The 14036-nt window shown below is 64.5% G+C and carries 11 protein-coding genes and 2 tRNA genes; 3 read left to right on the top strand and 10 right to left on the bottom strand.

Translation table 11 applies throughout. From position 1 onward, the window contains the following. Window positions 1-16: 16 nt before the first annotated feature. The 8 genes from OH799_RS31500 to OH799_RS31465 form a co-directional block, all read right to left on the bottom strand. On the bottom strand, window positions 17-2191 hold the full coding sequence (locus tag OH799_RS31500) for a hypothetical protein (RefSeq protein ID WP_406271729.1): 2175 nt from the start codon (window positions 2189-2191) through the stop codon (window positions 17-19). A gap of 272 nt (window positions 2192-2463) precedes the next feature. Further along, window positions 2464-4989, bottom strand: a complete 2526-nt coding sequence (locus OH799_RS31495) for an ATP-binding protein (protein ID WP_406271726.1) — start codon at window positions 4987-4989, stop codon at window positions 2464-2466. Beyond that, the gene (locus OH799_RS31490) at window positions 4989-5525 is read right to left on the bottom strand and encodes a hypothetical protein (RefSeq protein ID WP_406271723.1); all 537 of its coding nucleotides are present in this window, start codon (window positions 5523-5525) and stop codon (window positions 4989-4991) included. Before OH799_RS31490 ends, OH799_RS31495 begins: the two co-directional genes overlap by 1 nt. Beyond that, window positions 5522-5782: a hypothetical protein gene (locus OH799_RS31485; protein ID WP_357080641.1), complete on the bottom strand. Its 261-nt coding sequence runs from the start codon at window positions 5780-5782 to the stop codon at window positions 5522-5524. Before OH799_RS31485 ends, OH799_RS31490 begins: the two co-directional genes overlap by 4 nt. Before the next feature lie 19 nt (window positions 5783-5801). Continuing rightward, complete coding sequence (locus OH799_RS31480) at window positions 5802-6806, bottom strand: conjugal transfer protein (RefSeq protein WP_406271720.1); 1005 nt, start codon at window positions 6804-6806, stop codon at window positions 5802-5804. 67 nt (window positions 6807-6873) lie between these two features. Beyond that, on the bottom strand, window positions 6874-7998 hold the full coding sequence (locus OH799_RS31475; RefSeq protein WP_406271717.1) for a GAF domain-containing protein: 1125 nt from the start codon (window positions 7996-7998) through the stop codon (window positions 6874-6876). 364 nt (window positions 7999-8362) lie between these two features. Beyond that, entirely contained in the window at window positions 8363-9256 is an 894-nt protein-coding gene (locus OH799_RS31470; RefSeq protein ID WP_406271714.1) for an ROK family protein, read from the bottom strand. Between the two features lie 53 nt (window positions 9257-9309). Continuing rightward, a complete protein-coding gene (locus tag OH799_RS31465; RefSeq protein WP_327113535.1) occupies window positions 9310-9642 on the bottom strand; it encodes a hypothetical protein in 333 nt (110 codons plus the stop codon). Between the two features lie 388 nt (window positions 9643-10030). Between OH799_RS31465 and OH799_RS31460 the strand changes: the two genes are divergently transcribed. Next, window positions 10031-10801, top strand: coding sequence for a MerR family transcriptional regulator (locus OH799_RS31460; RefSeq protein WP_406271710.1), 771 nt, complete (start codon window positions 10031-10033; stop codon window positions 10799-10801). Window positions 10802-11735: 934 nt separating this feature from the next. Here the strand turns inward: OH799_RS31460 and OH799_RS31455 are convergent. Both OH799_RS31455 and OH799_RS31450 read right to left on the bottom strand, forming a co-directional pair. Next, window positions 11736-11812, bottom strand: a tRNA-Pro gene (locus OH799_RS31455). A gap of 44 nt (window positions 11813-11856) precedes the next feature. Then, a tRNA-Gly gene (locus OH799_RS31450) sits at window positions 11857-11930 on the bottom strand. Window positions 11931-12173: 243 nt separating this feature from the next. Here OH799_RS31450 and OH799_RS31445 point away from each other — a divergent pair. Next, the gene (locus tag OH799_RS31445; RefSeq protein WP_406271708.1) at window positions 12174-12689 is read left to right on the top strand and encodes an excalibur calcium-binding domain-containing protein; all 516 of its coding nucleotides are present in this window, start codon (window positions 12174-12176) and stop codon (window positions 12687-12689) included. A 382-nt stretch (window positions 12690-13071) separates the two neighbouring features. After that, window positions 13072-14022 carry a diguanylate cyclase domain-containing protein gene (locus OH799_RS31440; RefSeq protein ID WP_406271705.1) on the top strand — a complete coding sequence of 317 codons (951 nt, stop codon included), beginning with the start codon at window positions 13072-13074 and terminating at the stop codon, window positions 14020-14022. The last annotated feature ends 14 nt before the right edge of the window (window positions 14023-14036 follow it).

The raw sequence follows: 14036 nt of genomic DNA, 5'->3' as shown, positions 1-14036 counted from the left end.
AGATCCGCGGTGTGGATCAGGGATGTCTCGAATTGTTCAAAATCGCAGCGGGAATATCTGGAAGCGGATTAGTATCCGATTTCCACGGCGGCGCGAGCGAAGTAGCGCCGGTACTCGGCCGACCGGCCTGCCAATTGTTGGTGTCGGATGCATTGTTGATTTCCTCGCGAAGCCGCCGTATCCGATGGAAGTCGGTGGGGTTTTGGGATACCCATTCTGTTGCCGCGTCTACCCTGAGTGCGTGTTCGTTAGTTATCCATTTCTCCAGCCGCTCCGCTTCCCGCTTCTGGAGTGTTCTTACGTCTCCTGGGGCTTTCTCCCATCTAATAGGGGTAGCTCCGGCACTTCCATTCGCGACTTTCTGCAGGTTCTCAATAAAGGGCTGCCCAGGGTTTTCAAAATAATCATTGCCCAGCTTGACAATCCCAGCAGGCAGCGTGACACCACCGGCATTATGGTGCCGATACCTTCCGACGGCCGCTCGCAATCCACCCAACCTAGCTTCGCTCCACCCCGGATCTTGCCAATCGGATTCGAAATGCTTGTGGGCGGCGAGGACGCGCGCCAAGTGCGCCGAGGGAAGGGGCTCAGCCTCCACGTGCCGCAGAATGTCCGCTTGGACCGCAGTTGCTTTCTGGGCGGTCCGCCAGCCGATTCCAGCCTTCGTGAGGGCAGCACTTACGGGTTGCATGTTGCCACCGGTCAGGTTCGATATGGCCTCCGCCGCATAAGCAGCAGCTAGCTGGCTCTTGGGGTGCGCTCTGGACGACCGAATGCCAGACTTCGCGAAGTCGCCCATAGAACGGCGGTCGTAATGAGGATTTATCATCTCCTCACCGAACTCTTTCGCCATACCCCACTGCAGTCTGTTCGCCCTCATTTGATCCCGCGCGCCGGGTTGGCCCGGGTCGCGAACCCCGCCCGCAAGCCATGAAGTGATCGGGGAACCACTGAGGGTGCTGGCCGCTGCGAACAGTCCGAGTCCGGCCATCGAGTTGCCCGCACCCGCGGTGCCCATTCCCAGAGCGGTCCCCCCACCACCACCCGAGCCTTCCCTCGCAAAGCCGCTCTGTATCGCCATCGCGAACCGGTTGGTTATCCAGTCGTTGCCGCTGTCGAGGCTCTTGCTGAGGCGCCGCAGCTGCAGGATGGCGACGATCTCGACGATCGCCCCGATGACGAACACCGACATGACCTGGCCGCGTGCCTGTTGGAACAGACTGCCCAGGAACAGCTCATAGAGACCCAGAAAAATGACGAAGATGGCCATTCGTGCCGCCGCGACGAAGCCGTGCACCACGCTGCGGACCGTGAACGTCTGCGTCGGCCCGTACACGAACCCGCCCGCGGCGAACCCGAAGATCGACATGAACCCGTAGTAGATCGTGTCGAGCGCAGCCCAGATGACCTTGATGGCCAAGTAAGCGGCGAAAAGCAACAGAATGGCCGCGGACAGCAACAGCAGCAGACCGGCTCCGATCTGACCTACGCTCGGATTATCGGCCGCCGCATGTGCGACGGTGTCGCCGCACGTCTTCATCCCGTTCTTGACCCGGTCTTCATCACCGGCCATGACGCCAGCCGACCATGCCGCCTTGCAGGACGGCCGGTCATCCACGATATGCCCGAAGTTCCAGACCTGCAGAGGCTTTCGCGCGAAATTATCCGCCATGTCGGCCTGCATCCGCGCCACCAACTGGTTCGGATTCGGATTGCTGTCACCGTTCAACCCAGCTGCGACCGAGATACCAAGGTCACGCCCCTGCACCAGCAACCCGTCCGACGACAAGACCTCGGCCAGTGGCGCGGCCAGAAACAACGGCCCCAGAATGGCCACCGCCACCATCGTCAAGATTTGCATCATGGCCTTGGCGTGATAGCCACGCACGATGAACCACGCCACGAAGAAGGCACCGATCGCCACTGCCGTCGCCAGCATCATAGGCGTCGCAATCTGCGCCGTCAGGTTATCGGCCACCGCTTTCAACGGCGCACTGAACATGTTCAGCCATCCGAAACCCACTGTCTGACCAGGCAACCATACCCCGGTTGTCACAAGGACCAGCCAAATTGCGAACAGGACACTGATCAGGAGCGATAGCACCGTGTTCCCGGGGTTCAACACCCCGCCGCGATTCGTAGCGAATATGTAGCTCGAAAGTTCGACCCCCGACGTATCTTTGATACCCATCCAGCCGAGCGCGCTGTTGGGTGCCGACCCTGCTGTCAGTGCGCTGGTCTCCGCAGTGGCCAGTGGACCCGCGAAGCCCGGGAATACGAACAGCACGAAGAGACCAACGAGAATCCAAGCGGTCCAGCGTCGACGACGAGTCGCGGCGACCCAATCACGACATCGCCGTACCACAGCCTGCGGCCGCCAGCGATCCGTATCCCATGACGCCGGTTCCCACGGCATCCCGACGGTGGGCCCGCACGGTCGAAAGCTCCGGCCGGCCTCGAAAATCATGGCACTACCTGTCGTTCCGGAAGAGCGGCACGCCCGCTGGCCGAGTTCGGTGTGCTGGTGATCGCCGCGGCACGGTCCGGACGCGCTGGGCCGAGCACTTTGCCACGGCCGATACGGTTCAATGCATCACGCATGAACATCTCGCCACGGCGCTCCTCCGGCACCTGCCGACCCGCGCCGACCGGCGGAGACGTCTCCTCTCGCAGTATCTGCAGCAGGAACGGCGCCTCTTCCAGGTCGACGCCGAGCCATTCCAAGCTATTGCGCGCCAGAGTCTCATCGCGCTGCCGGAATACGAACCGGTTGGGAATCAGATTGTGTGCCGCCCCCTGAAAGTCGGTGGCGGGGTCGTGCGAGGCCAGTCCGATTGCGGCCAGGTGCTTGCGGCCGTCCCGGCTGAAGTCCGAAGTCACCGCCGAGCCGACCTGGGTTTGGGTGAAATGGTGGGCCTCGTCACCGACCAGCAGCCCGAATCTGCCGTTGTCGGTGAGGAAGGCTTCGCGGGCGGCGACACCGACCAGTTCGTACAGCGCGGTGCCGAGCCGCTTCGTCAGCGGCAAGCGGTTGTACAAATGTGGCGTGGTGAGTTCCTCGGCGGTCGGCAACGCGAGGTGATGACTGCGGACGACGGTAGCCGCGGCGTTGAGTCGTAGCGGTCGCAATTTCGGGTCGAAGAGCACCGGAACCCGCTCGACGATGGTGCCGAGTCGCGCCGCCAGATCGGCGTACTCGTCTCCGATCCCCGGGTCGTCACGAAGCCGCCGGACGACGTGGAAAAGGTCGAGCAGACTTTGGATGCCATGTTCGGCAATCGCTTTGGGGGTCAACAGGTTGGCGGCGGCGGCTCCGGCTCCGGAGGTCGGCGACAGGTCGAGCAGCGGCAGAATCGAGTCCAGCGCTCGCTCCCCGGCGATCCGTGGGCTGAACAGGCGAAGCGGATCCAGTGACACGCTCGGATTGGCCAGGTCGATCACGACGGCGTCATCGATCGCGGACGCGAAATGCTCCCACTCGCCGACCTGGCTTCGGTCGATAGCCAAGAACTGGCCGCCCATATCGTGCACGAGAACGGCCATGAGCTTGAGGAAATAAGACTTGCCCGACCCGAGTTCGCCGGTGACCGCGAACGACGCGGACAGGTCGTGCAGCGCCGCCTCCATGATGCCGAAATGGATCGGCTCGAATTGGCCGGACAGCAGGTTGACCCCGATCACCGGGCCACTGTCGTCACCGATCTGGCTGGTGGTGAACGGTACGAAACCGGCCCACATATCGGACGGCACGATATGCGCGAAGTCGTCGAACGCGCGGCGCGGCGGGTTGCCCGGTATCAGCATCGACCACAGGTCGACCTGCGCACCGACCGGCGCGGTCATCTCCACCTGGAACCGCTTGTAGCGGCGCTTGAGCGCATTCACCGCGTCCAGCGTCGCGTCGCGCGAGGGCCCGCCGATGGCGATGACGGTGGTGAACGACACCTCCGACTCGCCACCGTTGACCTCGAAGTGCTGGTTGTATTCACCGAGCATCTGTGCCTTCGACATCAACGTGTTCTGCGCGAAGGAGACCTCCTGGTCACGCTGGTCCATCTGCTCGCCCAGCCGCCGCAGACTCAGCTCGTTGTTCTTCAGCACCTGCTCGGCGGGCTTGGTCGACACCCGCATCCCCCAGTCGACCGTGACGTCCCCTAGGCCCTCGAGCACGTTGAGGAACTCACTGCCGCCGGGAAAGGTCATGCCCGAATAGGGAAATGAACGGGGCGTGAGCATCGCCTGATAGGAGGGCCGATACACGGAGTCCGGTTGCACCACCTTGACGACAGGAACGAACGACGGACGGACTCGCCGGTTGCTGTCGGCCTGCGCTCCTTCATCGAGCGCAGCGGAGCGGAAGACGGCGGACGTCGCGTCATCCAACGCTCCGGCCCTTGTCGGTGCGACCGGCTCGCCGACCGCGCCGCGGGACAGGTAGTGTTCCCACAGCCACTGGAACAGCGCGGCGGGCACGGGAACCGGATCGAAATCGGCCCCGATGCGGGAGAGGATCGTGCTCGCTTCCTCGTCGTAGGCGTCCAGCTCGGCCCGCGAGACCGCGGTGGCGTCGATCGTGGTCGTGCTGCCTCGCCACATCCGCGACAGCGCGGAGACGCCTGAGTTGGCGGCGCCGACCGGAATCGACAGCAAATAGATCCGCGTCTGCGGCGTGATCGCCCGGACTCGTTCGTATGAGGCGACCACCTCATCGGCGTAGTCCTCGCACTCGTCCAGGTCTACGCCTTCCACCATCTTGGTGAGCACGTCGATGGTGTTCAGCCGCGCCTGGATGCCGAGCAGCAGGGAACCGTTCGGCAGGTTGTTGATCAGCGCATGATGGGCGATCTTCACGTCGTGCTTGTCGCTGGCCTTGCGCAGGCCGTAGCCGAGCGGGTTGATGAAGTATGTAGCGGTGACCAGCCCCGAATGGGTGAACTGAAGGTTGCCGCGGATCGCCGCGGTGGGCTGGAGATCTCGTCCGAATGCCATCAGGGGCTTCCTCCGGATGTCTGTTCGTTGCCGTTACCGCTCATCCGGTCCCGCAGGTCGGCGCCGCTACCTCCGGCCCCGATCACCTCGAGCAGCCGAAGATCGGTCTTGGTGTCCGCTGGGCCCACGGCCCGTCGATCGGGAAGGAGAAGAACAACGGTCTCCTCGACGAACATGGTGTGGCGCACCGAATCGCTGGTGATCGGCATGCCCGAAGCGGACACCGGCTTGCGGTAGACGATCAGCCTGCCGAGCCACATCGCCCGCGATGTCATCCGGACACCGGTGTACGGCACGAGTCCGAGCGTGAAGACCGCCATGATGGTCAAGGCCAGACCGGCCACGAAGGTGACCGCCGGGTTGAGCGGGAAGGTCATGGCACACACCGACGTCACCAACATCAACGTGACGCCACCGGCGACCTGGGGCAGGGTGTACGGCCCGAACGGGAGTTTCTGCCCGTTCTGCGCCTTGCCGATCATCGTGGGAACACGTTTGATCGGCGTGAACACCTTGATCACCTGGACCTGGGTCATCGATAACCACCGATGGGGTGATCGGGAACGATGATGTTGGAGTCCGTACGCGCATAGTTGACGAGGGTGGGCAGCACCCAGAACAGAACCGCCGCGAGAACCGCCGACCCGGCGACCGCCAAGATCTTGGCCGGAGACAGCCTCGACCTCGCCGCTTCGGAAATCAACACCCCCATGCTGAGGATGGTGATCAGAATCAATCCTGCCCAGCGAACGAAGATCAGCACGCCATAGAGGATGTTGCTGAGATTACCCATTGGGCTGCCTCTTCTCTGATCAATTCTGTGTCGCCGGCGGGATATTCACCGACGTCGAAGGTGGCGAGGTCGAACTGGTCGGTGCGCCGCCGTGGGAATCCTGACCCGCGACCACTGCCAGCGGACTCGACAGGGCGGGAACCGGATCGATCGACACCACCTGCCATTGGCCCCCGTTGCGGACCATCGTCAGCGGGTAGGCCAGCGTCGCGGTGGCGCCGGTATCGGCTTTGGGGTTGATGGTGGCCAGCACCTGGGCCTTCGCGCCGCCGGAACCGCAGGCCGCGTTGTCGGCGGTGAGCGCGACCAGCTCGACGGCGGTGAACGGAGCCGGTTTCAGCGCGGCGAGGCCCGCATCGGGCGTGGTGTAGCGGGCTACGTCACCGGTGCCCGCCAACAACGCGCCCAGGAATCCGGCCGCCACCTGGGACAGCGGCGTATCCGCCGCGCATGACGCGGAGTAGGCCAGCGCGAGGTCGGCACCCTTCCCGGGCGGCGGGACCACGGCGGGCACCGACAGCGCCCGTAGTCGCCCGTCGGAAACCGACACCGCGACCCGGTAGAACTGTCGTGTCTCGGGAGTCCCACCGGTTCCGGTCTTGCCGATCCGGACCGACACCGTCACCGACCAAACGTCCAGGCTGCTGGTGGACACGGTACGCGAAACATAGACGACCGAGGGGTCGGACACCTGTCGCGCGGACGTCGGCAACGCGATCTGCTGACCAGAGCCGACGAATTCGCCGACTCGATCCTGCTGTCCCGCAATGGCGGTCAGATAGGTCACCACGAACTGTTCGGCGAAAGATCCGGCCAGTTGCGAACGGCCGACAACGGCGGTTGTCGAATCATCGGACGGCGGAGGCGGACCGGAGTCGAACACACTGAGGATCGCGTGGCCGCCGCCGAGGACGGCGAGCACCGCCAGCACCGCGACCAAGATATTGTCGCGGCGGCGGCGCGCGGCCATCCGGCGAAGCAAAGCTTCACCCGAATCTGCCGGTCCGCGACCCACTGTCCTCACTCTCGAAATGGTAGAGAGCACATGCGATCCCAACCGGCCAGCCGTTCCCAGCGGTGGGAATCAGCTTTCAGCAGGCAGGGTTGCTTTTCATCCTGCCCGCAAGCCAGTGCCGCAATTGCTCGTCGTAGCCGATCGGCGTACTGCGCTGCCGTGGCTCCACGACCTGGCGATGGGTTTCCAGCAGCGGAACGTCGTCCGCGACCCGAACGAGTTGCGCGATAGCGAGCTGCCTGCTCGAGTACCCGGGGTACGGGTAGAGCAGAAGCGAGGTCGGCGTGTAGCCGCCGCCGTAATTGAGCAACCGCAGGGTCACCCCGGCGCTGTCGCCGGACCGGAGCCGGTCGCCGAGCTCCACCAACCGGGAGCGATCATCGGGATGGAACACGTCAACGGGTCGGAAGAGATAGTCCCAGCGGATCCACGGCGCGGGGTCGGTGAGCCAGTGCGAGATGCTGGTGTACTCGAGCTGGAGGACAGCCAGGTGCGTCCCCGCGCGACGATGTGCCTCACGCAACCCGATTCGCTCCAGCGTCGGCCACGCCGACGGCACGTTCTCCGATGTGACATCCTCGATCAGCAACCAAGCGCCGCGGGTCCGCTCGTCGTTCCGGGCGCGGATGGTGATGCGCCACTGCGCGGGACGCCCGAAACCGGACACGACGGTGGTGTCGAACTGCATCCGGTCACCGGGCTTGGGTTCGTAGAGCAGGTCGAGGACTTGCGCGTGCCGATCGAAGCTCGACAGTCGGTGAAACAACTCCGCGATGGACATCCTGGGTACATATTGTTCGGCCGTGCTGCCGGACAACCTGGTGATGCCGCTCGGCTGTTGGATGGTCTGCGTGCCGAGGTCCCAGATGGCGCCCACCGCGGGACGAAGGACAGGCACCCGCTCGGCTGCTGGTCCCAGCCACAGCCGCACCGCGTGGACATCCCCAGCCGGGCCGAAGACCGGTCTGATCAGTAGTTGGTGTCGACCGGAGCCTGTTTGGATTGCCAGGTCGATGTCCTGCGCCTGTTCGTGCGCCGTGCGGATGGCCTCGGTCAACCCCGTGGTCGTCAGCTTGTCATAGAGCGCGGGTGCTTTGGACAGCAGTCGCTGCAATACCCGTTGCCAGCTCGCGAACTCGCGCGGTGCATCCCCCACCGACGCCACCGACATGCAGTCGGGCGCCAAGGTCTCGATAGTCACCCATGGAATCACTGCGCCACTTCGCTTCGCACTTCGCCCGTACCAGCCGATCCTCCGGATCCACCTCAATCCGGATCAGACATCTTGCGACTCAGGCAATGTACCGTTATTCAGCGGCTCAATCAACCCGTACGTAACTCGTTGCTACGAAGTGTGCACTACTTTCACCCACGACACGGCGGGTGTTCATTTTGTTCACATTTTGTTCAGTTGGGCCGACTTGAAACGGCGCGCGACCCGACGGCGCATCGAGCGCTATCCCCGACCGACCCCCTCGGGCGATTCCCCCGCTTTCACGCAGATAACCCAACGAACAGTCCGAACCTCTTCTCTCGCAGAGTGTTACGTTGCCAGCAAGCCCAAGTCACCCACCCTGCGCGGACACCGCGAGCACACCGGCACCAGCAAGCAGCGCGACTTCGCCGAGTTGAGAGGGAACAACACGCAGTCCAGGCAGGAAGCTCAGTCTGGCGTGCGTGGCGACCGCTTCGCCCAGCGGTTTCCACAGCGCGGGACCAGCTTCGGCCAGCGAGCCGCCGAGCACGACCAGGTCCATGTCGAGCAGCGCGGCCACCGACGCGGCCGCTCGGCCGAGCGCCGTGCCTGCCCGGCCCAGCGCAGCCGCGGGGATGTCCTCGCCCACGCGGGCGGCCTCTACGAGCTCCGAGACCGAGTTGCCCGCCCAGCCCTGCTCCCGGGCCCAGCGCACAGCCGACAGACCACCGGCAACTGCTTCCAAGCAGCCACGTCCGCCGCAGAGGCAGCGATCGTCGAAACCAGGGACCAAGACGTGACCGACGTGTCCCGCATTACCGGTCCGCCCGACGACCACGAATCCGCCGACCAAGACCCCGCCGCTGATGTGGTGAGACAGCCTGACAACCAGCGCGTCCATCACATTGCGCGTGGCACCGAGATTTCGTTCGGCCAGCGCCAGGCACACACCGTCCAGCGCGAGCTGGACCGAAGCCTTGGGAAACAACTTTCGCGCGGCCTCGGCGATGCCGAAACCCGTGCGCCACTCGGGAACTTCCGAGGGTGCGACCACTCCGGCTGCCATGTCGATCGGTCCGGCCGAGGCGATGCCGAGGCCAGTGACCTCGGCGCCGCCCGCGACCTCGAGCAACAGTTCCCGACACCGGTCCCACGCGCCGACCGAGGGGACCGGAATCTGCCGGATGTCATCGACGCCGACCTCGGCGCCGACCCGACTCGCCGCGAACCTCGATGAACCGATCTCCAATGCCAACACTGTCATGAGTTACGCACCACCAAGAAGAGATCCGACGTCGAGAGGTCCACGCAGCATAGTCACAGGCCGTCGGTTCCGGTCGGTTTCAGTGGTTGTCCGAGCACGATGTGCCGACGGGGTGCGGGGAGGGTGGATACGGTGCGCAGCGGGCGAGGGCCGTTGCGGATGATGCGCATCGGGCGCTTGTGGTCGATCGGGGCGGCGCGGTGCCGGTCCAGGTTCTCGATGACGCTGCCGGAATTGTCATAGGCGATGCCCGCCCAGATCATCGCGCGGGGACCGTCGCCTCGGGCGGTAAGCGTCTGGGCCAGCTGGCTGCACTGAACGAAGAGGGGGCAGTTCTGGCAGGTTCGGACCGCCGCTCGCCAGGCATCCGGAGTTCCGGTGTCCATATCCCAATTGTCGGGCACGTCGGCACAGGGTGGCCGCTGGTTCGACTTTGCCGGAATCGACGAGATCTTTGCTCCTGCAAGGGATCCCGTGTCCATCGGAAGGGTTCGCGTAATGCTCATAGCCATCTCCGGGGATGCCGAGGGCACGCCTGATACAGGTGCGTGTCCCATGGATCGGACGGTCATCGGGGCTGCTCGACAGTCCCCGGAATACCAGCCGCGATAAGCTGGTCTATGCACGGTAGCCCACTGTTGCCCAGGGCACAACCTCTTGTCCCGCTACGTAACGGCTCATTGACCTCGCCGCAACACCCAGCTACGGTTTCTAACGGCCCGTTATCAAACGGACCATTTTCCACGGGGGCCCGACTATGGTTTCCTTTTAAACATGGCTGCAGACTCTGAATTCACGATCGACGAACTGGCACGGGCAGCCGACACCACCGTGCGCAGCGTCCGCGTGTACCACGAGCGAGGGCTTCTGCCTTCGCCGGAAGTGCGCGGGCGGATCGGGTACTACGGGTCGGACCACCTCGACCGGCTGCAGACCATCAGCCGTCTGCTGGGGCGGGGTATGAAGCTGAACGGCATCAGGGAGCTGCTCGAAGCCTGGGACCGCGGCGACGGGCTTGCAGAGGTCCTCGGCGTGAAGGAGGCGAACGGCACCGGACCGGAGTCGGAGGCCACCACCGAGCATGACGACGACTACGCAGAGCTGCCGGAGTACGCCAAGCAGGCACTGGCCGCCAGCGAGGATCCGCTCGAGGCGTACCGAGTCACCAACCCGCGTTGCTGTGATCTGGCCACCCGGCTCAACGACACCGGGCTGCCGGTGCAGGACACCTTCCACTTGGTCGAACGGCTGAGAGCTGATTGCGACCGCATCGCCGACCGTTTCGCCACCGAGTTGTTCTACCGCTTGGCGGGACAGGCGTATGAGGAATCCCCACGCACGCCGAGAGATCGCACCAAGCTGGAGACCGACCTGGCGATCGCCCGTTTGATCGTGACCCGGGCGGCCTCCGAACTGATCGACCAGGCGTTCGCTCGACACTCCGAGCTGCCACCGCCCACGCTGCCCAGTCCGTCCCCGCTGTCCGGCGTGCCCACAGTGCCGTCGCCGCCGGTGCCCGGCCCGCAGCCCGCGGTCGACCGTTGACGATGTAGCGGTTCCCCTCTCCTTGACGAGTCGCGTTTCAAGCGGCCGAATATGACGAGGTTCTTCCGGCCGTAGTCCCGGACCGACGCGCCACCAGGTCGTCCGGACTCGTGATCAGCGCGGCCGCCGCCATCTTCTCAGGCGACGATTCTCGCACCCACTCGCGGCCACGGCTGCGACGAACACGTCCGCTCGATCCGAATGGAGCCGGGCACGAACATCCGATATACGTACGCTAGGTCTCGTTCCGCATTGAATACCTACGTAGACAGACTTGTTCGCGTCTTTGAAATCTGTTCACTAGTTGCGACAACCGAATGCTCACAGCGCACAGCCTTGTTCGGTGAACAATGGCTGGCAAATCGACAAACGCCCCTTGCGTATCACCGATGCTGAAGTGTTGCCGAGCGACACAGAGTCTCCGGCTCGGCGCGGAAAGCCAGTGATCCAACGCTCCTCCAGATCGATATTCGCGTCGGTTATGGCACGACGAACTCGCCTAGCGCACTTACGTATACGGATCCCTTGGCCGTAGACGCCGAAGCGGTGTCCATCAGGCTCGAGGGCGAGTAGACCACCGAGCGGATCACCGAGTCGGCTCATCAAGAAGCCGAGTCCGGATCGCGTGAGCGTAACGACCTCGCACCAGCCGGTTGTCTACTCCGGGCAACGGCGACTCAGGTGCTGGATACCGTGCTTCAGCAGAAAAGCGGTCGGGGGTTCGGGAATGGAGTGGAGCCAGCCCCGCCCACCCACCTTTGCCACCCACAACCACCTCCGGAGGTGGTCCGCACCGCCGGAGTCGCCGGCTCCGGTCCATCACCGGGCAACACGAGCCGGTCGCTTGCCGGATCGCCTGCGACGCAGGCTCCGTGACAATCCCTCGATGGAGCGGTTGCGGCCGAGGCAATCGCACCGTCGAGATCTCCAATTATGGTCGGGGTGACAGGATTTGAACCTGCGACCCTCCGCTCCCAAAGCGGATGCGCTACCAAGCTGCGCTACACCCCGTTGCTCTCGCGACGGTCCGGCCGCCGACGAGGATGAATGCTCTATGGAGCGGGTGACGGGAATCGAACCCGCACCATCAGCTTGGAAGGCTGAGGTTCTACCATTGAACTACACCCGCAGGCATACGACACCGATGGGATCGCCACGATGTCGTGTGCGACCCGACTCTACCGAACCCTCCTTCCTAAAAGCCAATCAGTCCCCCGCACAGCGAATTCTCGCAGGTTTGGGCTGACCGGTCTGTCTCCCGATGCCGCCGGCATGTCAGAGGACCGCCGGGAACTACGGCACGCGCAGCAAAATTTAAAGGAAGTATTTCCTCGAAAGTCTGGCGTATCGGGTGCCGGACGGTGAAACATAGATGAGGCGTGACGACTCCCGTCAGGGGAGCCGTAGCCCACCAGCGGTCACCGGTCACGCCAGGAATGCCGCGCAAGAGGGGTTTCCGATGGGGACCGCACGACTCGCCGTAACAGTCTGCATGCTAGGCACGTTGCTCAGTGCCGGGTGCGGTGCCGGCAACAGATCGGAGCAACGACCACCGAACACGACACCGTTCCGCACACCGGCGGCTACCCGCACGGCAACCACCGCACCACAGGTGAACACGCCGGCACCACGGGAGACGACCCTCCTGCCGACCACCCAGGCATTCGCGCCGCGGATCGCCGAACCGCCACCGCGGCCACCGACGGCGGAATCGCGACCGGCGGCTGCGGTGACACCACCCGCTCCCGCAGTCCCGCCCGCAGGCAGCGTTCGCTATTCGAGCTGCGCCGACGCGAAAGAGGCAGGCACAGCACCGCTCCACCGAGGCGATCTCGGCTACAACTCGAGACTGGATAGAGACGGCGATGGCGTCGCGTGCGAGAACTGATTCCTGCGGGACCGACAGTGGCCCGTCGGTCCGGACCGGGACCGACACCCGTGCACCACCCTCTGCCAGCGTGTCGCCAGCGCGTCGGAGCGCGATTTCGCAGCGAACGAATTGAGGTGTAACACCTCACCGATGGAAGCGATCACATACCTGATCGCCTTTCACGAGGGATCGAGAACACGTTGCAAAACTGGGCGTTTCGATGCCGATTGGCTTGCTAGGATCCTTTTTGCCGGACGGGGGTATCTGGAAAGGGGGCGGTGAGCGTGCGCCGAACCAGGTGGACACAACCGCGTAGCAGTGAGAACGATCGGGGTGGCGCCGGCGCCCGTGCCAGAATTGGGCACCTGAGTACCGACGTCATCCACACCGGGTGAGTTCGATGTCGACGAATATCGAGCCCCCGGTAGCCACCATGGCCCGAGCATGGGCCCGTGCGGTGTGCGCCGAGCCCGGTTCGGGCGCGGCCCCCGAACAGCTGGAGCCGGTACTGATCGAGATCGTCGAGCGACTGCTCACGCTCGCCAGGTCCGAGCCGTTCCCCGTGTTCAAAGCGCGAATGCTCGGGGCCAGGCTCGCCGAGGCGCCGTTCGACCGGATCCGGATGCTCGCGCAGGCATCCAGGTGGCTGCTCGGTTTTCCCTCTGGCACACCGGGCTCGCTCGTAGCCACCCGCTGGCCGCTCGTGGCCAGTCAGGCCATCGACAGTTACGCGCAGGCGCTGCAGGAGCGGGCACTCGCGCAGCAGGAGCAGAATCTTTCGGCCAAGGTGTCGCTGCGGGTGCAGGAGATCGCCGCGTTGCAGCATCGGCTGCGCCACGAGGCTACACATGACGCGCTTACCGACCTGGCCAACCGGACACTGCTGCAGGACAAGGTACGGGTGATGGCGACCGATCCGACTCGCGGTGTCGGGCTGCTGCTGATCGACCTGGATCGGTTCAAACAGATCAACGACGGATACGGCCACGCGATCGGCGACGAGGTGCTGGTCGAGCTGGCCAACCGACTGCGCGAAGCCTGTCCACCGGACACGGTGATCTGCCGGTACGGCGGTGACGAGTTCGTGCTCGCCATCAACCCGCACCGCAATATGCTCATCGATCTCGCACACCGGATTGTGGCAGCGCTGCGTGACCCGGTGTGGTCGTCGGCGGGACCGGTTCCGGTGTCGGCGAGCGTCGGCACGGCCTACAACCCGCCGGGCACCCCGTGCGATTTCACCGATCTGCTCCGCCGCGCCGACCGTGCGATGTACGCCGCGAAAACGGCGGGTGGTCGCCGGTTCGCGTTCGCCGACGAGCCGGAGATCAACACGGCCGTCGCGGGCTGACGCGTTCCACCGAC

Origin of the sequence: Nocardia sp. NBC_00881, assembly GCF_045207455.1 — a bacterium.
GTDB lineage: Bacteria > Actinomycetota > Actinomycetes > Mycobacteriales > Mycobacteriaceae > Nocardia.
This window is presented reverse-complemented; position numbering and strand designations above follow the sequence as displayed.